The sequence below is a fragment of the Hydrogenophaga sp. BPS33 genome (assembly GCF_009859475.1).
Classification (GTDB): Bacteria; Pseudomonadota; Gammaproteobacteria; order Burkholderiales; family Burkholderiaceae_C; genus Hydrogenophaga.
Window position 1 is genome coordinate 1111452 of sequence record NZ_CP044549.1, and the last position, 23188, is coordinate 1134639.

A 23188-nucleotide genomic window follows, 5' to 3' on the forward strand; every position below is an offset into this window, starting at 1 on the left:
GACCCATGCCCACGCCGACCACATCACCAGCGCAGGGCGACTGGCCGAACTGGCGGGCGCCAAGACCGCCGCACCGATGGGCTGTGGCATCGGCACAGCGGGCGTCCAACTGCAGGACGGCGACACGTTGAAGTTCGGCGACGAGGTGCTCAAAGCCTTGCACACGCCGGGGCACACCGCTGGAAGCATGAGCTATGTCTGGCGCGATCACGTGTTTACCGGCGACACGCTGCTCATCCATGGCTGTGGTCGCACCGACTTCCAGTCGGGCAGCGCCGAGGCTCTGTACCGCAGCATCACCCAGGTGCTGTTTGCGTTGCCGGACGGCACCACGGTATGGCCTGGCCACGACTACCAGGGACGCGCCAACTCCACCATCGGCCACGAGAAATCGTCCAACGCGCGCGTGGCCGGAAAGACCGAAGTCGAGTTCGTGGCGCTGATGAATGCGCTTCAGTTGCCCCGGCCCAAGCGCATCGACGAAGCCGTCCCGGCGAATCTGACCTCGGGCCTGCGGCACGACCTGGATGGCGCGTTGCGCCTGCAGCCCATGCCCGCTTCTGGTGCGCATCAAGGGACCTATGCCGGCGATGTGTCACCCGAACTGGCCTGGAAGTGGGTGCAGGCCAATGAAGCCGTGATGGTCGACGTGCGCACCGATGCCGAGCGCGAGTGGGTCGGATTTGTGCCCGGCGCGGTACCGGTGGCCTGGAAGCATTGGCCGGGCATGGCCTTGAACGCCACCTTCGACCAGCAAGTCCAGGAGGCCTCGGGCGGCAAGAAGCTGGTGCTGCTGTGCCGCAGTGGTGTGCGTTCGGTGGCCGCGGCCCAGCGGGCGACCGAACTCGGCATTGAGGCCTACAACATCCTCGAAGGTTTTGAAGGCGATCCGGACGCCGAGGCCCACCGCGGGCGCAAGGGCGGCTGGCGTTACCGCGGTTTGCCCTGGCGCCAGAACTGAACAGAACCGCACAGGTTCTGGCGTGGCCATTTTGTAACAGTCCGTTGCCGCCTGTCGGATGGACTAACCAGAACAGCAGTCGAAAGCCTCATATCCCCTGTCAACCCTAACAGGGTATGTGTGATTTTTTCACGAAATTCTTTTTTCATTGGAGTTTTCTATCCCCCTCAGGAGAATTCCATGGAAACGCTGGAACGCGTCAAGGACGTCGTTGTCAAGAATCCGCCGCTCGCGGCCACCCTCGTCCAGCGCATCGAGCGCACGTTCAAGCCGCGCTGGGAGGGCGATTGGGGTGGGAAATTCGTGCTTCATGGATCGCAACCCGGCTCCAACGCGGTGCGGCTCGATGGCAACGACTACCTGAGCGTGACCGGCCATCCCCACATCGTCGCGGCACAGGTCGAGGCCATCACCAAGGGCAGCGAACACGTCGTTCAGTCGGGCGTGTTCCTGTTGCAGCAGCATCCCACGCGCGCACTTGAAACGGCGCTGGCCGGGTGGGTGGGCAAGGAGGACGCGTTTGTTTGTCAGTCGGGGTACTCGGCCAATGTGGGGTTGCTGCAGTCCATCGCCGACGCCAACACCCCGGTGTACCTGGACACCCAGGCCCATGCGTCGCTCTGGGAAGGCGCCCATGCGGCGCGCGCGCCCGCCTACGCATTCCGCCACAACGACCCGGCGCATCTGGACAAGATGATGGGCAAGAACGGTCCAGGTGTCGTCGTGGTCGATTCGGTCTACAGCACCACCGGTTCGGTGTGTCCTCTGGAGGCGATCCTCGAAGTCGTGGAAAAGCACGGCAGCATGATTCTGGTCGACGAGTCCCATTCGCTGGGCACCCACGGTCCCGGTGGTGCGGGCCTGTGTGCCGAGCTCGGGTTGACCGACCGCGTGCACTTCATTTCGGCCAGCCTGGCCAAGTCGCTGGCGGGGCGTGCCGGTTTCTTCACCGCGCCGGCCAGCATGCGCTACTACATCCTGAGCTCGAGCTTTCCCAACATCTTCAGTTCGTGCCTGCTGCCGCACGAAGTGGCCGGGCTGCGGGCCACGGTCGAGGTGTTGCAGAAGGCCGATGCCGAGCGCGCACGCTTGAAGACCATCACGCACCGTGTGCGCAGCCGGCTGGTGGAGCTCGGCTACACGATCAACCAAGGCACGGAGCAGATCATTGCGCTCGAAGCTGGCACCGAGCCCGACACCATGCGCCTGCGCGACGAACTCGAAGCGCGCGGCGTGTTTGGCGCGATCTTCTGCGCACCCGCGACCGCCAAGAACCGCGCGCTGGTGCGCCTGACGCTCAATGCGGCGCTCACCGAGGCCGAACTGGTCCACTTGGAGAATGTGGCGGCAGAGATCGCACCTATCGTCCAACCCTGGGATTGGCCTGTGGCACGCCGCGCGCGCGTACGGGCGGCCGGGGCGCAGGAGGCTGTCGCTGCTTGACGCTGAACGCTTAATCGTCGTGCACCATCCGAGCGCCCTGGGCTTCCAGAAAATGCCGATAGGCATAGATGGGCTGGGGCAGGTCGGATGGCTCCAGGGGGAAGACGGCGCCACACAGCACACCGTCGTCGCCCACGGCAAAGGCGGGTGCCGTGCGCACCGCCCCCCGCAAGCCCATCTGCTGGTGCAGTTCGACGGCCGCCAGCCGCTGTCCGGCACGCACGGCACGCACCGTATCGAAGCCCAGTCCGGCCGAGCCGGCCAGTTCGGCCAGATCCGGCAGGCTGGCGGTGGACTCCAGCTGTAGCCACTGGCAGTGGCCCATGGCGTCGAGCCCGATCAGGCCGAACGGTTCTCCCAGCACCACGTACTCCACCCAGTGCTGTTCGGTGTAGTTGCGCAGGCTTTTGACCACCGACGGAATTTGCAACATCGATTGCTGGGCCGGGCGCAGCGCGGCACGCCACAGCGTGTTCAGACGCGGGTGCGGTGTTTGTGCCAGCTTGCGCAGCACGCCCAGCAGGTGGCGGGTGATATCGGTAGTCTGTTTGGGCACGAACTGGTCGATCAGGCCATTGTTGAAGGCCTGTATGGCGATCTGTTCGTCAGCTTGCCCCGTGAGCAACACGCGCGAGCCAGGCCAGTCGAGCAAAGTGTTGAGCACCTTGAGGCCATCGGTGCCCGGCATCGCATAGTCCACCACGCATATCTGGGCCAGCTCGTAGCGCGCAGCGTTGATGGCCCAGTAACGCAGCACCTGGGGCAGCAAGGCTTGGCCTTGGCGCCAGCGCTCCAGCATCTGCAGCTGTGCCATGGCATCCGACTCCCACCGCGCCGGCTCGTTCTGCATGCGGGCTGCGAACCCCGAGGGTCTTGAATAGAGCTCCACTTGCAGGTGTGCGGGAATGACCATGCCGAGCATTTCAAGGTAGTCGGTGTCATCGTCCAGAAACAGGATGGCGCCAGGGCGGTGGAAGAGGGGAATAGTCAGTGCCATGGTGTCGTCAGCCTGGAGTGGCCGGTGCGGTAGCCGGTTCGGCTGTTGCTTGAGGTTCGAGAGGCAGGTCGATCATGAAGACCGCACCCAGGCCGGGTTGCGAATGGACGCTGAGGCGGCCTTGCGCCGATTCCACCACGTTCTTGCAGAACGTCAGGCCCAGGCCATTGCCGGCGCCGGCCTGGGTCGAGAAAAAGGGTTCGAAGATGCGTTGCTGTTGATCGTGCGTGATGCCGATGCCGTCGTCCGACACCGCGATGCGGCCCTTGCCGTGGTGAATGCCGACGTCCAGCCGCAGATCGCCCGGGCTGGGCGCGGTGCTGGCGGCGGCCAGTGCATGCAGGGCGTTCTTGATGAGGTTGGTGAGCACTTGCGCGAACAGCGGGCGCGAGGCCGTGAAGCAGAAGTCGCTCTGGATGTGCACCTGCACACAGTCGCGCTCCCTGGACGAGCGGTACGGGTATTGGCTGACCACATCCTGCACCAATGCGGCCGCCATGATATGGCTTTGCTCGCGCGGCAGCCGCATCAGTTGGGCGTTGGAGATCTGGGTGTCGATTTGCCGGTTCATGCTGCGCACCAGGTTCTGCAGCCGTGTGGCCAGTTCGTCGAGTTTCTTGCGCTTGGACTCGGGCACGTCATGCTGCACCAGGTTGCGCAGCACATCGCCCATCAGATTGACCGTGGCCAGCGGTGTGCGCAGCTCGTGCGCCATCACGCCCATGGTGCTCAGGGTGTTGAGCAGGCGGGCGCGGCGCAGGTTGGCCCCGGAGAAGCCCAGCATGATGCCCATGATCACGGCAAAACCCAGCACCACGACATTGGCCATGGGTTCCTGAAAGGCATGCACATCGGTGCCCAGAAGCTCCGCGCTGGCCCAGCCGGCAAAACCACCGGTGATCAACCCGAAGGTTGCCAGGCGCCAATCGGTGGCGTGGTAATAGATCAGGATCATGGCGGCCACACTGCCCAGCCAGGCGGCATTGCCGCCATTCATCCAGTACATCCACGAGAAGAACCACGGCAATTGGATCCAGGTCGCCAGGCTGAACAGCCGGCCGCTTTGGGTGGCAGACGGGTCGCGCGAAACGCGGGGGAGCACGTAAATCAACGCCAGGAATGCCATGACGAGGCGCGCCCAGAGGTTTTCGTAGGGTTGCGGGACCAGATGGCCCCAAATAACGTAGATCACCAAATGACCGATGAAAGTGAACCCCCCGATCCACAACAGGCGGTAGCGCGATGGGTGCAAAATAGGCTCCATGGGCGCATGGACGACTTCGTCCAGCCACCAACGCCAAAGGCGGGCCTTGGCGCTGCGCATCCACAACCGGTCCAAAGACAATATGCACTCCTTTGTTCGCCACACAGCATCAGCGCGAGCTCCCTACCCTGATCATTCAGGCATTGTGAATGCAACCATACGTTGCGCGCCATGACCTTGCCTGTCAACTTTGACAGTGTGGGGCTGGACGGGATTCTGGCCGATTGGGTATGCGCGCTTCGCGATCAGGGTGTCGAGGCTGTGTTGGTGCTTGGGCCCAAGCCCACGGGTGGGCGCGACCAGCGCGAGGTACTGGCGGTGCATCCGCCGCGCTTGTTGGGGCCTGCCGAAGCGCTGGCCGAAAGCCGCGACTTCGGTGCGGGGTGGCGCGACAGCGATGCGCCACTCGTGGCCTGGCAGGATATCTCCAAGTCGTCGTTCGAGCAGTCGAGCCGCTGGCGCCGCCTGTGGCTGGCGCATGGATTCCAGACGCTGGTGCGCGTGGCGTTCAGCCTGCCGGCGGGCCGCGCTTTCGAATGTTTCATGTTCAGCCCGCGCGCCTTCGCGGACCGGTCCGAGGCGGCGGTGCTGGCGTGGTCGGCGTTCAATGTATGGCCCATGTTGCGGCGCACGATCTCGGAGCAGCGTGTGAGCCTGAGCCCGCGCGAGCTGGAAAGCCTCAACCTGGCGTTCGAAGGCCTGACCGCGCGCGAAACCGCTTTGCGCATGGACTGCTCGGAGCGCACGGTGAACTACCACCTGGCCAACGCCATGGCCAAGTTGCAGACCGACAACAAGCTGGCTGCCGTGCAGCGCGCTTGCTGGATTGGCCTGATCTGAGAAGGTGTGACCGGCGCGCCGTTCGCGATGCTGCGCTGCATCAAAAATCCCTTTATCGCTTGCCCATAATCCGCGCATGACTCTGCTGGCCCTGGACGTAGGGAACACCCGCCTGAAATGGGCTCTCTACGACGCACCACGCGTCGGGGCGACGCTGTTGGCCAGTGGCGCCCAGTTTCTGGAAAACATCGAGACCCTGGAAGAGGGCGATTGGGCGCGCCTGGCGTCGCCGCGTTGGGTGCTGGGCTGCATCGTCGCGGGTGATGCGGTCAAGCGGCGTGTCGAGGAACAGCTTGAAATGTGGGATGTCACGCCGCGATGGGTGGTCTCCAGCAGTGCCGAGGCCGGGCTGACCAATGGCTACGACCACCCGGCCCGGCTGGGGTCGGACCGTTGGGTGGCCATGATCGGCGCGCGCCAGCGGCTGCTCGCGAAAGGGCCGCCCCGGCCTTGTGTGGTTGTGATGGTGGGCACGGCGGTCACCGTGGAGGCGATCGATGCCGATGGGCGCTTTCTGGGCGGCATCATCCTGCCCGGCCACGGGATCATGCTGCGAGCGCTCGAATCGGGCACGGCGGGTTTGCATGTGCCCACGGGCGACGTGCGCGACTTTCCCACCAACACCAGCGACGCGTTGACCAGTGGCGGCACGTTTGCCATCGCCGGCGCGGTGCAGCGCATGGTGGAGAACCTGCGCCGCCATTGCGGCGAGGACCCGGTCTGCATCATGACGGGCGGGGCGGGCTGGAAGATGGCGCCCAGCATGTCCACGGACGTGGAGCTGGTGGAGAGCCTGATCTTCGACGGCCTGCTCGAAGTGGCCGACCGGCGATTGGCGATAGCCTGACGCGCGATCAGCTTCCTCGAGGTGGTGCGGAGGAGCGTGGGGGCACTACCCTTGCGCTTCTCCCCACGGCAGCATCAACGTCACCATCAGAAGATTCGCGAACTCGGGCTCGAAGCGATCGATGATCTCCTGAGGGTCGGGGCAGAGCGTGGTGTCGGCGATCACACCGAACTGCACACCGCCGCCATAGCTCAAGATGGAGACGCCCAGGCCCACGGTGCCGGTCTGTGGCACCCAGAACATGGTCTGCTCCAGCGTCGAGCCACACACCTTGAGCTTGGTGCCCGGCCCGGGCACGTTGGTCATTACCGCAGTGGTCTTGCGGCTGAACAGGTTCAACAAGGCCTCTTGCGCGGGCTTGATCAACAGGCCGGCGACCGACAGAAGGCCGAAGGCCAGCAGCGGTTGCAGACTGCCCTTGAGTTCGTTCATGCGCGCGCGCACCGCGAACACGCGCTCAATCGGGTTGTCCAGCCCGATCGGTAGCACCAGCGGGGCCAGGCCAAAACGGTTGCCCAGCTTCCAGGCCTCCTCCATGGGGCGCAGGTTGATCGGCACCATGGCGCGGATTTCCTGGCCCCGTGTGTCATCGCCCAGGCCGCGCAGGTAGGCGCCGATCGCGCCGGCCACGCAGGCCAGCAGCACGTCGTTGACGGAGCAGTTCAGCGCCTTGCCGATGGCCTTGACCTCGTCGAGCGGGATCGGTTCGCACCAGGCCACGCGCTTGGCGCGCCCGGGCAGCCCCTTCAGGCGCGTGGGCGAGTCGTCGGGCATGAGCGCGAGCGAGGCCAGGTCGCTGGCGAGCTGGCCGCCCATGCGCGCGATGTCCGTGGCCTGGCCCAACGTCGCACCCAGGCTCTTCTGCGGCGAGGCCAGCATCGACAGCGACCTGGCCGCGCCGCCGCCCGCCGCTTCGAGGGCGCGCGCGGTGATGTCGCCGAACGGGCGTATCAAGGTGTCGGCCAGCCAGTCCTCCGCACCTTCGGGCGTGCGGCGGCGCTTGCGCTGCGGCGGCGCGCCGCCGCCATCGACCAGGCTCATCATCACGCTGATGAGCGCGACGCCATCGGCAATGCAGTGGTGGATGCGCGCGATCAGCGCCGAGCCACCGCCGTAGCTTTCGATCAGCTCCAGTTGCCACAGCGGGTGGTCGTGGTCGAGTGGCTGCATGGCCAGGTCGCCCACGCGGGCCTGCAGCGCCTCCTGCTCGCTCTGGCCCTTGCGGCGCGCCAGCTTGTGTGTGACCACATGGCGGTCGAGCTGGAAGTCCGGGTCGTTCGACCAATGCGCACCGGCCGCGTCTTCGCGTGCGGTCTGCACGAAGCGGCGGTAGGGCAGCAGCCTTTCGCGCACGCGCTCGGCCAGCGCCGCCCGGGGGATGCCCGGGCGCAGGATCCACACGCCCACGATCATCATCAGGTTCGAGGGCGAGTCCATGCGCAGCCAAGCGGTGTCGACCTTGCTCATGCGCTCGCCCTCGATGCCCAGCGTGCTGTTCACCGCTTGCGAGACCGAGGCGCGGGCGCCGTTGAGCAACGCGCCCGGCGATCGCGTCCGGGCGGGCGGCACGGCGGCGGGTGCGGTGCGGGCTGCGACGCGTTGAACCATGGATGCTCCTCGGGCCTTTGGGGTTGTGGCCCTATTGTGCAGAGTGGGCCAACCGTAAGATAGCGGGACTGCCCTAAGCCGGGCTTTTTCATTTCAACAGGAGCAAGCATCCATGGCCGACCTCAAGTCCCAATTCGACGCCGCAGTGGCAAATTCCAAGAGCCTGAGCGAGCGCCCCGACAACGCGACGCTGTTGAAGATCTATGGGTTGTACAAACAAGCGACCACCGGTGACAACACCGAGAAGAAGCCCGGTTTCGGCGACATGGTGGGGCGCGCCAAGTGGGACGCCTGGAATGGTTTGAAGGGCACCTCGGGCGACGACGCGATGCAGCAATACATCGACCTCATCGAATCGCTGCAATGAAGCCGGCCTGCTGAAGGGCGCGCAACGGGAAGCCGGCTCAGCCGGCTTTCTTCTTTTGTGCGGCCGGTTTCTTGCCCGCCAGCAAGGTGTCGAGGTTTTTCACGATTTCGTCTTCGATGCGGTCCTTGAACGCGCCCAGCAGGAAGCCCAGCCGCGCGTCCAGCTCGAAGCGCTCGCCCGAGACCTTGAGCGTGCCATTCACGCCGGAGCGGGTGAACTGCACCTCGTCGCAGTCGTCGCCCTCTTCGTAGGTGCAGCTCATGTCGAACTCGTTCTCGGCCTGCTCGGCCCAGCGCCAGGCGAGCTTGCGCGCGGAGGCCAGGCCCAGTTTGTGATCGCGTTCGATGTGGATGTCTGCCATGGCTTCGCTTCCTCGTCGTGGTATGTCAGGGATTCGTGCGTGTCTTGCCAGCCACCAGGGGGGTGAGTTGTTGCAACTGGGTGACCCGCTCTTGCCGCGGCAACGCGGCCAGCTGGCGCACCGCATCATAGAACCGTGCGAAGTCGCGTCCTTCGCGTTCGAACAGGGCCTCGAAGGCGGGCACCAGGCCGTCGTAGGCCACCTGGGCGGCGAAGCTGGCGTTGTTGGCCTGGGCGACGTACGGGTCGTAGGCGGCGTAGCCACCCCAGTGGCTTCGGAGGTTGGCATAGGTTTGCCGGAAGACCTGCATGGCTGCGGCCTTGCGCCGTGTCTTCTCGGTGTCGTCGAGCGCCGTGTCCTGGTAGATGGCTTGCAGCTGGCGGCGCGTCTTGAAGGTGAGGGTGCGCAAGGCGCGGCGGCGTTCGTCGAAGGTGGCGTATTCGGCGCGCGCCTGTTCTCCGGCTTCCCGGGCCAGCCAGCGCGCACCGCCCAGGCGTTCCACTGCGGTGGCGAAGGACTCGTTGAACTCGGTGTCGCCGCGCGCATAGGCCACCTGGTGCGCCAACTCGTGGAACACGATGCGCGCGAGTTCACCTTCGGGGTAGGCGATGAAGGTATTGAGCAGAGGGTCGCCGCCGGCCCAGTTCATCCAGCCCAGCGTGGAGTAGGCGGGCACCGGGTAGACCGCCACTTCCAGTTCGCTGGGCAGGCTGCTCGCGAAGGCCCGGGCGTCGGCCTCGTCGAAATAGCCGCGGTAGCCCACGCAGCCGGCCACGGGAAAGCACCAGGTCTGCAAAGTGAGCGAGAGTGCGGGCGCGGCCACCACGTTGTAGACGGCGGCGCGGCGCTGCAGGTCGGCATAGCGGTGGTAGCTGGCGTTGTCGGGCAGCGCCAGTTCGGCGGCGGCGAACGCGCGGATGCGTTGCGCCAGTGCGAGCCGTTCCTTCAGGCGCAGCGGTGTGGCCGCGTCGCTCAGCAGATCGTCGACGGGCCGCGCGGCCCGCATGAGCTTCAGGTGCCCGGTGACCGATTGCCAGTAGTAGCCGACACCCGTGGTGCTGGAACAGCCCGCCACCAGCAACAGGGTGGCAGCCAAGCCCAGTCGGCGCAGCGCGCATTTCATGCCGGCGCCACCTCGACGAGACAGTCGTAGAACACGGGGCCACCACCCATGTCGGTCAGGTGCTGGCTGGTCACTTCGTTGACGTTGGTGCCGTCGGGTCCGAGCTTGCGCCACCAGATGCCCAGGCCGTTGACCACACCCAGGCGCGCGCGTTTCGAGACGCTGGCCTTGCAGCGGTATTCGCCCCGGTCGTTGAACACGCGCACCATCTGGCCGCTCTGAATGCCGCGTGGCGCGGCGTCCTCGGCGTGGATCTCGAGCACGGGTTCGCCTTCGATGTCGCGCAGGCTGCTCACGTTGACGAAGCTGGAGTTGAGGAAGTTGCGCGCGGGCGGCGAGATCATGGCCAGGGGGAAACGGGGCGAGCTGCCGACGGTTTCGAAATTCGGCAGGTGGTCGGGCAGACCGTCCTGGCCGCGCGCGGCCAGCCGTTCGCTGAAGAACTCGCAGCGGCCCGAGGCGGTGGGAAAACCACCCTGGGCAAACGGCGCCTCGGGCAGGTTCAGTGTGGTGAAGCCTTGCTCCAGCAGTTGTTGAAAGTCCACCACCTGGGGGTCGAAGGCGGTTCGGCACAGCGCGAGGTCGTCGTCGGCGAAGCAGGCTTCGTCAAAGCCCATGCGAGCGGCCAGCGCGCGGAAGATGTCGGTGTTGCTGCGCGCCAGGCCCACCGGTGCGATGGCGGGGCGGTTGAGCAGCACGTCGGTGTGGCCGTAGCTGGTGTGGATGTCCCAGTGCTCGAGTTGTGTCGTGGCCGGCAGGATGACGTCGGCGTGGTCGGCGGTATCGGTCTGGAAGTGCTCCAGCACCACGGTGAAGAGATCTTCGCGCGCGAAGCCCTGCACCACCTTGGCCGACTCCGGCGCGACCGCCACCGGGTTGCTGTTGTAGACGATCACCGCCTCGACCTTCGGACCGAACCCGGGTGAGCTCTCGCGCAACAGGTCGTTGCCGATGGTGCTCATGTTGAGCGTGCGGGTGCGCCGCCCGGCGAGCAGGTCGGGGCGCTGCAGCGCGGCGCGCTGCACCGGAAAGAAGCCCGAGGCCGACAGCAGCATGCCACCGGCGGGCTCGCGCCACGCGCCCACCAGTGCGGGCAGGCAGGCGATGGCGCGCACCGCATTGCCGCCGCCGCGCACGCGCTGCATGCCGTAGTTCAGGCGGATGGCGGCCGGCTTCGTGGTGCCGTAGGCGCGCGCGAGGTCGGCGATCTGCTGCACGGGCACGCCGCAGATCTCGGCCGCGCGTTCGGGCGGCCATTGCAGGGCGCGCTCGCGCAGGCCTTCCCAGCCCTGGGTGTGGCGTTCGATGTAGTCGTGGTCCAGCCAGTCGTGCGTGATGAGCTGGTGCATCAGCGCGAAGGCGAGCGCGGCATCGGTGCCGGGACGCAGCGCGATGTGCTCATGGCATTTGTCGGCTGTTTCGGTGCGGCGCGGGTCGATGCACACCAGGCGCGCGCCATCGCGTTTGGCCTGCTGCGCCAGGCGCCAGAAATGCAGGTTGCTGGCGATCGAGTTGCTGCCCCAGATCAGAATCAGCTTGGCTTGCGCAAAGTGCTCCACCTTCATGCCGACCTTGCTGCCCAATGTCTGCACCAGCGCTTCGCCGCCGGCCGATGCGCAGATGGTGCGGTCGAGCAGGGACGCGCCCAGGCGATGAAAAAATCGCCCGGCCATGGCTTCGCCCTGCACCAGGCCCATGGTGCCGGCGTAGCTGTAGGGCAGGACGGCCTGCGGGTCGCGCGCGGCAATCGCCCGCAGGCGCTGCGCGATCTCGTCCAACGCCTCGTCCCAGCCCACGGGTTCGAACTGGCCGCTGCCCTTGGGGCCGCTGCGCCGCAGCGGCGTGAGCAGGCGTTGCGGGTGGTAGGTGCGCTCGGTGTAGCGCGAGACCTTGGTGCAGAGGGCGCCATCGGTGTGGCGGTGATCGGGGTTGCCCATGACACGCACGGCCACGCCTTGCGGGTCGACTTGCGTGATCAGGGCACAGGTGTCCGGGCAGTCGTGCGGGCAGGCGCCGCGCACATCGCGGGTGGTTGCGGTGGAGGTCATGGGCAGCGGTGGTGGTTCAGCGCCATGATATGCGTCGCCCCGGTCTTGCGCATGGGGCGCAATACCCCTGCGAGGCGTTTGGGTGTCGCTCCGGGGTCGCCGCCCTCCGCGGCCTTGGGTACCATGGCCTCTTTGTATCGGGTGCCCGCAAGGGCATCGAGAGGTCCCCATGAAGCTCATCGATTCCATCCTCACCCAGGCTGCGGGTATCGCCGCGGTGCGGCGCGACATCCACGCCCATCCCGAACTCTGTTTTGAAGAGGTGCGCACCGCCGACATGGTGGCTCAGAAGCTCACCGAATGGGGCATTCCGGTGCACCGTGGCTTGGGCACGACCGGTGTCGTCGGCATCGTGCACGGCCGCGATGGCGGCAAGAGCGGACGTGCGATTGGCCTGCGCGCCGACATGGACGCCCTGCCCATGCAGGAGCACAACAGCTTTGCCCATGCCAGCCAGCACGCGGGCAAGATGCACGCCTGCGGCCATGACGGGCACACCGCCATGCTGCTGGCCGCTGCGCAGCACTTTGCGAAGCACCGCCACTTCGACGGCACGGTGTACCTGATCTTCCAGCCCGCCGAAGAGGGGGGTGGTGGCGCGCGCGAGATGATCAAGGACGGCCTGTTCAAGCAGTTCCCGGTCGAGGCCGTGTTCGGCATGCACAACTGGCCAGGCATGGCGGTGGGCAGCTTCGCGGCCAGCCCGGGGCCGGTGATGGCGTCGAGCAACGAGTTCCACATCGTCATCCGGGGCAAGGGCGCGCACGCCGCGCTGCCGCACAACGGCATCGATCCGGTGCCCGTGGCCTGTCAGATGGTGCAGGCCTTCCAGACCATCGTCACGCGCAACAAGAAGCCGCTGGACGCGGCGGTGATCTCGGTCACCATGATCCACACCGGCGAGGCGACCAACGTGGTGCCCGACAGCTGCGAGATCCAGGGCACGGTGCGCACCTTCACCTACGATGTGCTCGACCTGATCGAGCGCCGCATGCAGGAAATCGCCGTGCACACCTGTGCGGCGTTTGGTGCCACGGTGGAGTTCGAGTTCAAGCGCAACTACCCGCCCACCGTCAACCACCCGACCGAGACCGCCTTCGTGCGCGAGGTGCTGGCCGAGATCGTGGGCCAGGAGCAGGTCATCGAACAGGAACCCACGATGGGTGCGGAAGATTTTGCCTACATGCTGCAGGTGCGCCCGGGTTGTTATGCCTTCATCGGCAATGGCGATGGCGCGCACCGCGAGATGGGCCATGGCGGCGGGCCGTGCATGTTGCACAACCCGAGTTACGACTTCAACGACGACCTGCTGCCACTGGGCGCCACGTTCTGGGTGCGGCTGGCGGAGAAGTGGTTGGGCGGCCCGCGGTGATCGCACCGCAGGCGGGCTTTTCGTCTTCGTACGCGCAGGCCCGCGTGCGTTTCCTTGAAGGTGCAGCGGCGGCCGGCATGGCGATCCGCAGCCACAACCACCCCTTGACCGGCCGCGAGGGCGAGACCCTCGCGGTGGACGTGGCGCTCGACGGCCCTGCCGATGCCGAGCGCCTGCTGATCGTGAGCAGCGCCTGCCACGGTGTCGAGGGCCATTGCGGTTCGGGCGTGCAGGTGTTTGCCACGCACGATGCCGAGTGGCGCGAACATGCGCGCGCGGCAGGCGTGGCCGTGCTCTACATACACGCACTCAACCCGTACGGCTTTTCCTGGGGACGCCGTACGACACACGAGAACGTCGATCTCAACCGCAACTTCCTGGATTTCACCCAACCCTTGCCGCAGAACCCGGCGTACGCCGAACTGCACGACCTGTTGCTGCCACCCGAGTGGCCTCCTGGGCCGCAGAGCGTGGCCGGCATCCAGACCTACCTGGCACAACACGGTATCGCACGGTTTCAGGCCGCGGTCACGCAGGGCCAGTACGCGTTTGCGAGCGGCATGTTCTTTGGCGGCAATGCACCCACCTGGAGCCAGCAGACCTTGCGCGAGGTGTTGCGCCGCCATGCGCGCCGGGCGCGGCACCTGGCCTGGATCGACCTGCATTCCGGCCTGGGCGAATGCGGTGTGGGTGAACGCATCTTTGCCGGTCGGAACGAATCGGCCGCCTTGCAGCGCGCCCGCGCCTGGTGGGGGCAGATCACCTCGGTGTACGACGGCTCGTCGACCTCGGCGCAGCTCAACGGCGCGATGTGGAACGTCGTCTACGAGGAATGCCCACAGGCGCAGTACACCGGCATCGCACTCGAGTTCGGCACGGTACCCATCACCGAACTCATCGACGCGCTGCGCGCCGACACCTGGCTGGTCCAGCATCCGCAGGCCCCATCGGCCTTGCAGGAAACGATCCGGCAGCAGGTGCGGGCGGCCGCATACGTCGATGACGGTGCGTGGAAGGCGCAGATCGTCGTCCAGTCCCGTCAGGCCATGTTCCAGGCGGTGGAAGGGCTGGCCGCTTCGCGCTGACCCATTCGCGCGGACCTTCAGGGTTGGCGTTCAGAAATGGATGCCCCGCATCATCTGCTGCATCGCCACTGCTTCCGGTGAGAGCTGCGACTTGGCGCCTTTCTCCCCCTTGGCCGCCGAAGAGTCGGGGAACATGCGAAAGCTCGTGTTCATCACGATCTGCGCCACGCGCGGCACCAGCGCGTGCATCACCTGCCCGGTGATGCCCAGGCGCGTGGCGATGCGCACCGGCTTGAAGATGCAGGCCTGCGCGATCATGTCGGCCGCCTCTTCGGGCGCCAGCGTGGGCACGTTCTTGTAAATCTGGGTCGGCGCGATCATGGGCGTGCGCACCAGCGGCATGTTGATGGTGGTGAAGGTGATTCCCTGGTCGGCGAACTCGCTGGAGGCGCAACGCGTCCACGCGTCCAGCGCCGACTTGCTGGCCACGTAGGCCGAGAAGCGCGGGGCGTTGGTGAGCACGCCGATGGAGCTGATGTTCACCACATGGCCTTTGCGCTTGGCCACCATGCCGGGCAGAAAACCCATGGTCACGCGCAGGCAGCCGAAATAGTTGAGCTGCATGGTGCGCTCGAAGTCGTGGAAGCGGTCGTAGCTGCCCTCGATGGCGCGCCGGATCGAGCGGCCGGCGTTGTTGATGAGGAAGTCCACGCCACCGTGGTTCTGGATCAGCAGTTGTACGAAGCGGTCGGCATCGGCCATGTCGGCGATGTCGGCCGGGTAGGCGATGAACTGGTAGCCCTTGTCCTTCGCCTCCTTGCAGGCCTCGTCCAGCTTGTCCTGGTCGCGTCCGCAGATGATGGTGACCGCCCCGGCCTCGGCGAATTTGTGCGCCGCTGCCAGGCCGATGCCCGAACTGCCACCGGTGACCAGCACCACCTTGCCACCTACCGTGCCCTTGAGGCTGCGGTCGATGTGCAGGTCGGGGTCGAGGTGGCGTTCCCAGTAGTCCCACAGGCGCCAGGCATAGTCCTTGAAGTTGGGGCAGGCGATGTCGCTGCCCTTGAGGGCGGCCAGCGTGTCCCGGCAATCGAAGCGCGTGGGGTAGTTGACGAAGGTCATCATGTCCTCGGGCAGGCCGAGGTCTTGCATCACCGCCTTGTAGACGCGGCGCACCGGCGCGAGCGCCATCAGTCCCTTCTTCACGCTCTTGGGGATGAAGCCCATGAGCGCCGCGTTCACGAACAGGTTCATCTTCGGCGCGTGCGCGGCCTTGCTCAGGATGTCGAGCACGTCGCCCACACGGTAACCCATCGGGTCCACGAGGTGGAAGCACGACCCGCCGCCACGTTTCTGATGGCTGATGTGGTCGAGCGCGTCGACCACGAAGTCCACCGGCACGATGTTGATGCGCCCGCCTTCCAGACCCACGCTCGGCATCCACGGTGGCAGGATCTGGCGCATGCGCTGGATCAGCTTGAAGAAGTAGTAGGGGCCGTCGATCTTGTCCATCTCACCGGTGCGCGAGTCGCCGACCACGGCGGCCGGGCGGTACACCGTCCAGGGCACCTTGCATTCCTGGCGCACGATCTTTTCGCTCTCGTGCTTGGTCATGAAGTAGGGGTGGTCGATGTTCTCGGCCTCGTCGAACATGTCCTCGCGGAACACGCCTTCGTACAGGCCCGCGGCCGCGATCGACGACACGTGGTGGAAATGCCCGGCCCCGATGGCCTTGGCGAACTCCACCGTGTTGCGCGTGCCGTCCACGTTCACCGCGATCTGGCTGTCTGCATCCGCTTCGAGGTCGTACACCGCAGCGAGGTGGTAGAAGTGGTCGATCGTGCCCTTGAGCGCCTTCACCTCGTCGACCGATACACCGAGCTTCTTCGACGTCAGGTCGCCAAACACCGGTACCGCGCGCGATGCGCCCACGCCCCAGTACGCGCGCAAGTCCGCCACCTTGCCCTCGCTCTCCTGGCGAATGAGGAAGTGCACCACCGATCCTTTGCGTTGCAGCAGCTTGGCCACCAGACGTTTGCCAATGAAGCCGGTGGCACCGGTGACGAAGTACTGCATGAACGAACTCCTGAGAATGGAAGAGGAAAGGTGAATCGGAAGGCCCAAGGCGTTCGGCATTCTTGACCAGGAAGTAGCCCCTCGCATTCCGCAAAAACCCGCGTGAGCCACCGCCGACACCGGGGGAGGTTTAGTCGTGCGCCCCTACACAGTCCAGGCGCACCGCCCGTAAAGTGCCCAGACGCTGTGGCGCCCCCCTCTGCCACCGACCCCTTCTCTCCTCTCCATTCCACCCTTTCCAGGAGCATGTCCATGGTCAAGAAAATCCAGAAAAACAGCAACGAAAAAGGCGCCGCCGCTGGCTTCAACTCTCCGCTGTCGGGCGCGATCAAGGAGTCTGCGCAGCAGATCTGGCTGGCCGGCCTGGGCGCATTTGCAAAGGCGCAGGAGGAAGGTGGCAAGGCGTTCGATTCGCTGGTCAAGGAAGGGCTCACGATCCAGCGCAAGACGCAAGCCGTGGCCGAAGAGCGCATCACCGAGGCCACCAGCCGCGTGAGCAGCATGGCCACCGACATCTCCTCCAAGGCGCAAGGCCAGTGGGACAAGCTGGAGAACATCTTCGAAGAGCGTGTGGCCAAGGCCTTGAACAAGTTGGGCGTACCGTCCGCGCGCGATGTGAACGCACTCATCGAACGCATCGACGCGCTCCAACAGCAGGTGCAAAACCTCGGCGGCAAGGCACCTGCCAAAGCACCCACCAAAACCGCAGCCAAGAGAGCAGCCAAGACCGCGCCCAGGAAGGCCGCGCCCGCGAAGAAAGCCGCGCCGCGCAAGACCAGCCGGTGACGCCGGTGCCCAACGGCGCAACACCACACACAGGGGCGCATGACGCCCCTTTTTTGCGCCCGCCGCGCATGCTGCAACGCAGCAAGACTGCAGCATTCACCGATCTACACTCAAACGCATGACGCCGCCTCGCACCGCCCGCCACCGCAACGCCGCACAGAAGGCACGCCGTCCCCGCATCGCGTTGGCGCTGGCCGGTGGTGGTCCCCTGGGGGCCATCTACGAGATCGGTGCGCTCTGCGCGCTGGACGAAGGACTGCACGGACTGGACCTCAATGCCTGCGAGCACTATGTCGGTGTGTCCGCTGGCGGCTTCATTGCAGCCGGGCTGGCCAACGGCATCCGCCCGCGCCAACTGTGCGAAGCCTTCATCGAAGACCACCTGGGCGACGACAACTTCGACCCCTCGTGGCTGCTCAAGCCGGCTTGGGGCGAATTCGGCGATCGGCTGCAACGCCTGCCGCGCCTGATCGGCGGAGCGCTGTGGGCATGGGGCGCCAGAGGCAAGAGCTTCACCTCGGCATTCGAGCGCGTGGGTGCGGCGCTGCCCACGGGTGTGCTCGACAACGAAGGCATCCACCAGCAGATCGCGCGCCTGTTCAGCCAACCCGGGCGCAGCAATCACTTCCGCGAGTTGCGCGCGCGCCTGACACTGGTGGCGACGCAGCTCGACACAGGTGAAGCCGCTCCTTTTGGCCGGCCCGGTTGGGACCACGTGCCGATTTCGCGCGCCATTCAGGCCAGCGCGGCCTTGCCCGGCCTGTTTCCGCCAGTAGAAATCGGCGGGCAGCACTATGTGGACGGAGCGCTGAAGAAAACCTTGCACGCCACCGTGGCGCTGGACGAAGGCACCGACCTGCTGCTGTGCTTGAACCCGCTGGTGCCCTTTCACACCAACCCGAGCCTGCACGATGGCCGCCGCATTCCTTCGTTGGTCGAAGGCGGTTTGCCGGCGGTGATGAGCCAGACCTTCCGCTCGATGATCCATTCGCGCCTGGCGCTGGGCCTCAAGCACTACGAACGCGCGTACCCCGAGACCGACGTCGTGCTGATCGAGCCCGACCAGCGCGACGCCACGCTGTTTTTTGCCAACACCTTCAGCTACCGCCAACGCCGCGAGATCGCGGAGCACGCCTACCAGCAGACGCGCCGCATGCTGCTCGAGCGCCAGGCCGAACTGGCGCCGCGCTTCGCGCGCCACGGCGTGGCGTTGAACCTGCGCGTGCTGCGCGACCCCGAGCGCCATCTTCTGCAGCGCGAACCCCTCACGCGCAACGCGGTGGGCGCGCGGCTGCACGCCACGCTCGACCAGTTGCAGCGGCACCTGGACCACCAGGCCGCACTCGGCCCCCGCTGACGACCGCCGCCATGACCAAAAAGGCCCCGCGGCGCACCGCCGAGCGCATCCTGGAAGTGACGCTGGAGCTGTTCAACCGCTTCGGTGAACCCAACGTCTCCACCACCCTGATCTCGGCCGAGCTGGGCATCAGTCCGGGCAACCTCTACTACCACTACCCCGCCAAGGACGAATTGATCAACTCGCTGTTCGCGCGCTACGAGCGCGCGCTGGGCGAGTTGCTGAGCGCCAGCGACGGCGTGCGCAATGTGGAGGACGCGTGGTTCTTCCTGCACTCCTTGTTCGAGCGCATCTGGGAGTACCGCTTTCTCTACCGCGATCTCAACGATCTGCTGTCGAAGAACCGCTTGCTGGAGACGCACTTTCAGGCCGTGCTGAAGAACAAGTCGCGCGCGATCCGGCAGATGCTGGACAGCATGAGCCGCCACAGCGCGGTGCGCATCGACGCGCGCGAAACCGAACCCACCGCCACCAGCATGGTCGTGGTGCTCACCTATTGGCTGAGCTTCGAGTACGTGCGCGATCCGCGGCACGCGCTCGAACCCGACAACGCTCAACAAGCGCTGCTGCGCGGCGCCAGCCATGTGCTCAACCTGCTGGCCCCTTACCTCGAAACCTCGCAAAGGCAGCATCTGATGACGCTCACCAGCGCCTACGGCTCTCCCACCTGATCCAATCCGCGAGAGCCACGCCATGGCCCCTTGGACTGCATCCTCTCTGACCGGGCCGCAAGACCGGATGGACGTCGGGCAACTGCAGCGTCTCTGGAGCCACCTGCACCGCGGCGACGCGGAACCTTGGCCTGAAGCGCCCGAACTGCAGAACGCCTGGCTGGCCTTTCACAACGGCGATTTCCAGCGTGCAACCGAAACCGGCCTGGGCCTGGGCGACGCCGGCATGAACGTCGCCAACAAAGCCACCAGCATCTACGCCAACTACCTGGAGCCGCGCGAACAACATCGCCACGATCTGCTGCTCGCCGCTGCCGCGCGGGCCGAAGACTTCCAGCGGCGGCAACCGGAAAACCCCGGTGCCTGGTTCTGGCAGGCCTATCCGCTGGCCCGCCACATCCAGAGCATCAGCGTGGCCAAGGCCCTCACGCAAGGCCTGGGGTCTCGTGTGAAGACCGCGCTGGAGGCCGCCATCGAGCGTTGTCCGCAACACGCCGACGCGCACCTGGCGCTGGGCACCTTCCACGCCGAAGTGATCAACAAGGTGGGGGCCGTCGTGGGACGCATGACCTACGGTGCCAACAAGGCCGAAGGGCTGGCGATGTACCGGCAGGCGTTGGCGCTCAACCCCGACGCCATCACCACCTTGACCGAGTACGCCAACGGTTTGATCATGCTCGAAGGACTGGAGGCCCTGTCCGAAGCAAACCGCCTGCTCGACCGCGTGGCCACGATCGAGCCGCTGGACGAGGCCGAGCGCCTGTACGCAGCGTCGGCGCGCGCAGTGTTGGAAGGATGAGGAGGCCGCGGACGGCCACCCTACAATTTCCTTTCCATTCGCTTCACGCCGCCCGATCACATGACCACGCCCGCCGACATTTCCTCCATCGCTCCCCGAGACAAAGCCGAGATCCTTGCGCAGGCGCTGCCCTACATCCGCAAGTTCCACGGCAAGACCATGGTCATCAAATACGGCGGCAACGCCATGACCGATCCCGCGCTACAGCAGGACTTCGCCGAAGACGTGGTGCTGCTCAAGCTGGTGGGCATCAACCCGGTGGTGGTGCATGGAGGCGGGCCTCAGATCGAGACCCTGCTCAAGCGCCTGGGCAAGCAAGGCCAGTTCATCCAGGGCATGCGCGTGACCGACCCTGAAACCATGGAAGTGGTGGAATGGGTGCTCGCGGGCGAGGTGCAGCAGGACATCGTGGGCCTGATCAACCAGGCCGGCGGCAAGGCCGTGGGCCTGACCGGGCGCGACGGCGCCATGATCCGCGCGCGCAAGCTGCGCATGACCGACCAAAAGGACCCGAACCTGGAACACGACGTGGGCCAGGTCGGTGACATCGTGAGCATCGATCCCGCCGTGGTGAAAGCCCTGCAGGATGATCAGTTCATTCCCGTCGTCAGTCCGATCGGCTTCGGCGAACATAACGAAAGCTACAACATCAATGCCGACGTGGTCGCCGCCAGGCTGGCCACGGTGCTGCAGGCCGAGAAATTGCTCATGCTCACCAACATCCGCGGCGTGCTCGACAAGGACATGCAACTGCTGACCGAACTGACGCCGCAGCGCATCGATGAACTGGTGCAAGACGGCACCATCTCCGGCGGCATGATCCCCAAAATCGCGGGTGCACTGGACGCGGCCAAGAGCGGCGTCAATGCGGTACACATCATCGACGGACGCGTGCCGCACGCACTGCTGCTCGAAGTGCTCGGCAACGAGCCCTTCGGCACCATGATCAAGTCCTGAAGTGCGGTTGCTGCTGGTCGAAGACGATCTGATGGTGGCCAGCGGCATCAAGCTGGGGTTGGCCAACGCCGGCTACACCGTGGATTGGGTCGGCAGCGCCGAGCGCGCGCTGCAAGCCCTGGAGAGCGACACTTTCGATCTCGCCATCGTGGACATCGGCCTGCCCAAGATGGACGGCCTGGCGCTCACCCGTCAACTGCGCGCCAATGGATCGAAGATGCCCGTGTTGATCCTGACCGCGCGCGACGCGCTTCACGACCGGGTGCAGGGGCTGGACATCGGCGCCGACGACTACATGGTCAAACCCTTCGAGCTGCCCGAGCTGTTGGCCCGCATGCGCGCGCTGTTGCGGCGCTCGCAGGCGGCCACGTCGGCGGTGCTGGGCTTCGGCCCGCTGGAGATGGACACCGCCAGCCGCCGTGTCACCTTGTCGGGCCAGACCATCGAGCTGGGTCCGCGCGAATGGACGGTGCTCGAATACCTGCTGATGCACGTGCCCAAGCCCGCCGCCAAAGACAAGCTGCTGCAGGTGCTCACCGGCTGGGACAAGGAGATCACGCCCAACGCGATCGAGGTCTACGTCTCGCGTCTGCGCGCCAAGCTCGAACCGTCTGGCATCAGCCTTCGCGCGATTCGGGGTTTTGGCTACCGTCTTGAACTGAACGAAGCGCCGGGGCATGCCGCTGCGCTTTGAACCGGCCGCCTCGGGCGGCATGATCTGGGGCTTGCAGCGCCGGTTGCTGGTCATGCTGCTGTTCACCCTGAGCGTGATCGGCACCGTCAGCGTGCTCGTGCACTACCAGACCGCCGGTACCGCCGCGCTGCAGCAGGACCAGCGCCTGCTCAAGCTGCTGCCTCTGCTGGCCGATTCGATCGTCGTCACCAGCACGGGCCAGGGCGAACCCGAGCGGGCCATCGCCGGGCTGAGCGAGGCCATCGAGGGGCCGGGCATGGCGATGCTGTTGGCGCCGCCCGTGGAAGAGTTCCTGTCCGAGCGGCCTGGCCTCACCGCCTTCGGCGTGTTCGATGCCCGTGGCAGCCAGATCCTGGGCGAGCGCTGGCTGCCCGTCATCCTGCCCGATGGGCACGAGGCCGAGTTTCGCAGTGTCATCGAGGACGGCACGACCTACCGCGTGGCGGCACAACGCGTCGACTCGGACATGGGGGAGCGCATCGTCATGCTGGCCGACGGTTCCGACGTGCGGCAGCATTGGCTGGGCAACGTGTTGCTGCGGGTGCTGTTGCCCAACTTGTTGTTGTTCGCCGTCGCGGCCGCCGTGGTCGCCTGGGGGGTGGCGCGCACCCTGCGGCCGCTGATCGACCTGCGCAGGGCCGTGGAAAACCGCTCCCCGCGCGACCTGAGCCCTCTGAGCACCACCAACATTCCTGGCGAGGTCCTGCCGCTGGTGGAGTCGCTCAACCGGCTGTTTCAGCTCGTCAATGTGCAGACCGAGGCGCAACGCCGCTTCGTGGCCGATGCCGCGCACCAGCTGCGCACACCGCTGGCCGGCCTGCAGGCACAGGTGGAGGCCTGGGCCCAGGCCACGCGAGGCATACCGGGCGATCAGAACATCGGCCTGCGTGCCGACCAAGTGCGCCGCATGCGCGAAGCCACGCGGCGCACGTCCCAATTGGCGAGCCAGTTGCTGGCGCTGTCGCGGGCCGATTCGGTCAGCGCCGACATCCAGCCGATGCAGCGGGTGGACCTGCAGGAACTGTGCGAGAACATGCTCTCGCTGTACCTCGATGCGGCGGGGCGCAAACACATCGACCTGGGCCTGGAAGTGCAGCCCGTGCAAACCTTGGGCCATGCCTGGCTGCTGCGCGAAATGCTGCTCAACCTGGTGGACAACGCGGTGAAGTACACACCCGTTGGCGGGCGCATCACCGTGCGCTGTGGCGAAGAGCCGGAGAAAAGAGGTGGCGCCCTGTGCGCATGGATCGAGGTCGAGGACGACGGTCCGGGCATTCCCGTGCACGAGCACGAGCGCGTGCTGCAACGTTTCTACCGCGTGCCGGGCACGGCGGGCGAGGGCAACGGCCTGGGGCTGGCCATCGCCAATGAGATCACGCGCGCCCACCGCATTCCGCTGCAGTTCGAGGCCGGTGCGCAAGGGCGCGGGCTGCGCGTGCGGGTGACTTTCGAGGCGGTCACTCACTGACCCCGGATCGCCCGCCCAAAGGCCGCTTCTCGCCCCACGCTGTGCGAGAATGGCCGCGGAAGAAGACCCGAGCCGGGGCTGGCGCAGGCCCCGGCCATCCCACCTCCAACCGACATGCTCGCCC

General features: G+C 66.1%; 21 protein-coding genes and 1 pseudogene. 15 read left to right on the plus strand and 7 right to left on the minus strand.

Features of this window, described 5'->3' with window-relative positions; all coding sequences use genetic code 11:
- Positions 1–76 precede the first annotated feature (76 nt).
- The 3 genes and pseudogenes from F9K07_RS31725 to cqsA form a co-directional block, all read left to right on the plus strand.
- Positions 77–337 (plus strand): annotated as a pseudogene (locus F9K07_RS31725) (MBL fold metallo-hydrolase); the annotation flags it as partial.
- A 213-nt stretch (positions 338–550) separates the two neighbouring features.
- Positions 551–961 carry a rhodanese-like domain-containing protein gene (locus F9K07_RS31730; RefSeq protein ID WP_236581975.1) on the plus strand — a complete coding sequence of 137 codons (411 nt, stop codon included), beginning with the start codon at positions 551–553 and terminating at the stop codon, positions 959–961.
- 180 nt (positions 962–1141) lie between these two features.
- Complete coding sequence (gene cqsA / locus F9K07_RS05350; protein ID WP_159590107.1) at positions 1142–2404, plus strand: alpha-hydroxyketone-type quorum-sensing autoinducer synthase; 1263 nt, start codon at positions 1142–1144, stop codon at positions 2402–2404.
- Positions 2405–2414: 10 nt separating this feature from the next.
- On the opposite strand, the gene F9K07_RS05355 is transcribed toward cqsA, so the two are convergent.
- On the minus strand, positions 2415–3401 hold the full coding sequence (locus F9K07_RS05355) for a response regulator (protein WP_159590109.1): 987 nt from the start codon (positions 3399–3401) through the stop codon (positions 2415–2417).
- Positions 3402–3408: 7 nt separating this feature from the next.
- Complete coding sequence (locus tag F9K07_RS05360) at positions 3409–4746, minus strand: sensor histidine kinase (protein ID WP_159590111.1); 1338 nt, start codon at positions 4744–4746, stop codon at positions 3409–3411.
- 90 nt (positions 4747–4836) lie between these two features.
- Here F9K07_RS05360 and F9K07_RS05365 point away from each other — a divergent pair, with 90 nt between their 5' ends.
- Together F9K07_RS05365 and F9K07_RS05370 are read left to right on the plus strand one after the other, a co-directional pair.
- Positions 4837–5505 carry a helix-turn-helix transcriptional regulator gene (locus F9K07_RS05365; RefSeq protein WP_159590113.1) on the plus strand — a complete coding sequence of 223 codons (669 nt, stop codon included), beginning with the start codon at positions 4837–4839 and terminating at the stop codon, positions 5503–5505.
- A 76-nt stretch (positions 5506–5581) separates the two neighbouring features.
- The gene (locus tag F9K07_RS05370) at positions 5582–6352 is read left to right on the plus strand and encodes a type III pantothenate kinase (protein ID WP_159590115.1); all 771 of its coding nucleotides are present in this window, start codon (positions 5582–5584) and stop codon (positions 6350–6352) included.
- A gap of 45 nt (positions 6353–6397) precedes the next feature.
- Here the strand turns inward: F9K07_RS05370 and F9K07_RS05375 are convergent, their stop codons facing one another.
- Positions 6398–7819 carry a wax ester/triacylglycerol synthase family O-acyltransferase gene (locus tag F9K07_RS05375; RefSeq protein ID WP_236581976.1) on the minus strand — a complete coding sequence of 474 codons (1422 nt, stop codon included), beginning with the start codon at positions 7817–7819 and terminating at the stop codon, positions 6398–6400.
- Between the two features lie 253 nt (positions 7820–8072).
- On the opposite strand from F9K07_RS05375, the gene F9K07_RS05380 reads away from it, so the two are divergent.
- A complete protein-coding gene (locus F9K07_RS05380) occupies positions 8073–8327 on the plus strand; it encodes an acyl-CoA-binding protein (RefSeq protein WP_159590119.1) in 255 nt (84 codons plus the stop codon).
- Positions 8328–8364: 37 nt separating this feature from the next.
- On the opposite strand, the gene F9K07_RS05385 is transcribed toward F9K07_RS05380, so the two are convergent.
- From F9K07_RS05385 to F9K07_RS05395, 3 genes are read right to left on the minus strand one after another with little or no spacing between them, the layout of a single operon-like run.
- The gene (locus tag F9K07_RS05385; protein ID WP_159590121.1) at positions 8365–8688 is read right to left on the minus strand and encodes a polyhydroxyalkanoic acid system family protein; all 324 of its coding nucleotides are present in this window, start codon (positions 8686–8688) and stop codon (positions 8365–8367) included.
- A 25-nt stretch (positions 8689–8713) separates the two neighbouring features.
- Positions 8714–9811: an aminopeptidase gene (locus F9K07_RS05390; protein WP_159590123.1), complete on the minus strand. Its 1098-nt coding sequence runs from the start codon at positions 9809–9811 to the stop codon at positions 8714–8716.
- Positions 9808–11859, minus strand: coding sequence for a molybdopterin-containing oxidoreductase family protein (locus tag F9K07_RS05395; protein ID WP_159590125.1), 2052 nt, complete (start codon positions 11857–11859; stop codon positions 9808–9810). Before F9K07_RS05395 ends, F9K07_RS05390 begins: the two co-directional genes overlap by 4 nt.
- A gap of 169 nt (positions 11860–12028) precedes the next feature.
- On the opposite strand from F9K07_RS05395, the gene F9K07_RS05400 reads away from it, so the two are divergent.
- Together F9K07_RS05400 and F9K07_RS05405 are read left to right on the plus strand one after the other, a co-directional pair.
- Entirely contained in the window at positions 12029–13231 is a 1203-nt protein-coding gene (locus F9K07_RS05400) for a M20 aminoacylase family protein (protein WP_159590127.1), read from the plus strand.
- Positions 13228–14316 carry a M14 family metallopeptidase gene (locus F9K07_RS05405; RefSeq protein WP_159590129.1) on the plus strand — a complete coding sequence of 363 codons (1089 nt, stop codon included), beginning with the start codon at positions 13228–13230 and terminating at the stop codon, positions 14314–14316. Before F9K07_RS05400 ends, F9K07_RS05405 begins: the two co-directional genes overlap by 4 nt.
- A 30-nt stretch (positions 14317–14346) precedes the next feature.
- Here F9K07_RS05405 and F9K07_RS05410 read toward each other — a convergent pair whose 3' ends face one another.
- Positions 14347–16332, minus strand: a complete 1986-nt coding sequence (locus F9K07_RS05410) for an SDR family oxidoreductase (RefSeq protein ID WP_159590131.1) — start codon at positions 16330–16332, stop codon at positions 14347–14349.
- Positions 16333–16584: 252 nt separating this feature from the next.
- On the opposite strand from F9K07_RS05410, the gene F9K07_RS05415 reads away from it, so the two are divergent.
- From F9K07_RS05415 to F9K07_RS05445, 7 genes are all read left to right on the plus strand, one after another.
- On the plus strand, positions 16585–17118 hold the full coding sequence (locus F9K07_RS05415) for a phasin family protein (protein WP_159590133.1): 534 nt from the start codon (positions 16585–16587) through the stop codon (positions 17116–17118).
- A 118-nt stretch (positions 17119–17236) separates the two neighbouring features.
- Complete coding sequence (locus F9K07_RS05420) at positions 17237–18475, plus strand: patatin-like phospholipase family protein (RefSeq protein ID WP_159590135.1); 1239 nt, start codon at positions 17237–17239, stop codon at positions 18473–18475.
- Positions 18476–18486: 11 nt separating this feature from the next.
- Positions 18487–19146: a TetR/AcrR family transcriptional regulator gene (locus F9K07_RS05425; RefSeq protein ID WP_159590137.1), complete on the plus strand. Its 660-nt coding sequence runs from the start codon at positions 18487–18489 to the stop codon at positions 19144–19146.
- A gap of 22 nt (positions 19147–19168) precedes the next feature.
- Complete coding sequence (locus F9K07_RS05430; protein WP_236581803.1) at positions 19169–19945, plus strand: hypothetical protein; 777 nt, start codon at positions 19169–19171, stop codon at positions 19943–19945.
- Positions 19946–20005: 60 nt separating this feature from the next.
- A complete protein-coding gene (gene argB, locus F9K07_RS05435; RefSeq protein WP_159590139.1) occupies positions 20006–20902 on the plus strand; it encodes an acetylglutamate kinase in 897 nt (298 codons plus the stop codon).
- Between the two features lies 1 nt (position 20903).
- Positions 20904–21596 (plus strand): response regulator, encoded by a 693-nt coding sequence (locus F9K07_RS05440; protein ID WP_159590141.1) that lies wholly within the window; start codon positions 20904–20906, stop codon positions 21594–21596.
- Positions 21580–23064: an ATP-binding protein gene (locus F9K07_RS05445; protein ID WP_328794010.1), complete on the plus strand. Its 1485-nt coding sequence runs from the start codon at positions 21580–21582 to the stop codon at positions 23062–23064. Before F9K07_RS05440 ends, F9K07_RS05445 begins: the two co-directional genes overlap by 17 nt.
- The last annotated feature ends 124 nt before the right edge of the window (positions 23065–23188 follow it).

Bases quoted from the DNA above. Each gene is read 5' to 3' on its own strand.
- F9K07_RS05375 (WP_236581976.1), bottom strand. From the start codon at position 7,819: ATGAGCAAGGTCGACACCGCTTGGCTGCGCATGGACTCGCCCTCGAAC.
- F9K07_RS05410 (WP_159590131.1), bottom strand. From the start codon at position 16,332: ATGCAGTACTTCGTCACCGGTGCCACCGGCTTCATTGGCAAACGTCTG.
- F9K07_RS05395 (WP_159590125.1), bottom strand. From the start codon at position 11,859: ATGACCTCCACCGCAACCACCCGCGATGTGCGCGGCGCCTGCCCGCAC.
- F9K07_RS05370 (WP_159590115.1), top strand. From the start codon at position 5,582: ATGACTCTGCTGGCCCTGGACGTAGGGAACACCCGCCTGAAATGGGCT.
- argB (WP_159590139.1), top strand. From the start codon at position 20,006: ATGACCACGCCCGCCGACATTTCCTCCATCGCTCCCCGAGACAAAGCC.
- F9K07_RS31730 (WP_236581975.1), top strand. From the start codon at position 551: ATGCCCGCTTCTGGTGCGCATCAAGGGACCTATGCCGGCGATGTGTCA.
- F9K07_RS05425 (WP_159590137.1), top strand. From the start codon at position 18,487: ATGACCAAAAAGGCCCCGCGGCGCACCGCCGAGCGCATCCTGGAAGTG.
- F9K07_RS05390 (WP_159590123.1), bottom strand. From the start codon at position 9,811: ATGAAATGCGCGCTGCGCCGACTGGGCTTGGCTGCCACCCTGTTGCTG.
- F9K07_RS05365 (WP_159590113.1), top strand. From the start codon at position 4,837: ATGACCTTGCCTGTCAACTTTGACAGTGTGGGGCTGGACGGGATTCTG.
- F9K07_RS05385 (WP_159590121.1), bottom strand. From the start codon at position 8,688: ATGGCAGACATCCACATCGAACGCGATCACAAACTGGGCCTGGCCTCC.
- F9K07_RS05380 (WP_159590119.1), top strand. From the start codon at position 8,073: ATGGCCGACCTCAAGTCCCAATTCGACGCCGCAGTGGCAAATTCCAAG.
- F9K07_RS05355 (WP_159590109.1), bottom strand. From the start codon at position 3,401: ATGGCACTGACTATTCCCCTCTTCCACCGCCCTGGCGCCATCCTGTTT.
- F9K07_RS05445 (WP_328794010.1), top strand. From the start codon at position 21,580: ATGCCGCTGCGCTTTGAACCGGCCGCCTCGGGCGGCATGATCTGGGGC.
- F9K07_RS05430 (WP_236581803.1), top strand. From the start codon at position 19,169: ATGGCCCCTTGGACTGCATCCTCTCTGACCGGGCCGCAAGACCGGATG.
- F9K07_RS05420 (WP_159590135.1), top strand. From the start codon at position 17,237: ATGACGCCGCCTCGCACCGCCCGCCACCGCAACGCCGCACAGAAGGCA.
- F9K07_RS05400 (WP_159590127.1), top strand. From the start codon at position 12,029: ATGAAGCTCATCGATTCCATCCTCACCCAGGCTGCGGGTATCGCCGCG.
- F9K07_RS05415 (WP_159590133.1), top strand. From the start codon at position 16,585: ATGGTCAAGAAAATCCAGAAAAACAGCAACGAAAAAGGCGCCGCCGCT.
- cqsA (WP_159590107.1), top strand. From the start codon at position 1,142: ATGGAAACGCTGGAACGCGTCAAGGACGTCGTTGTCAAGAATCCGCCG.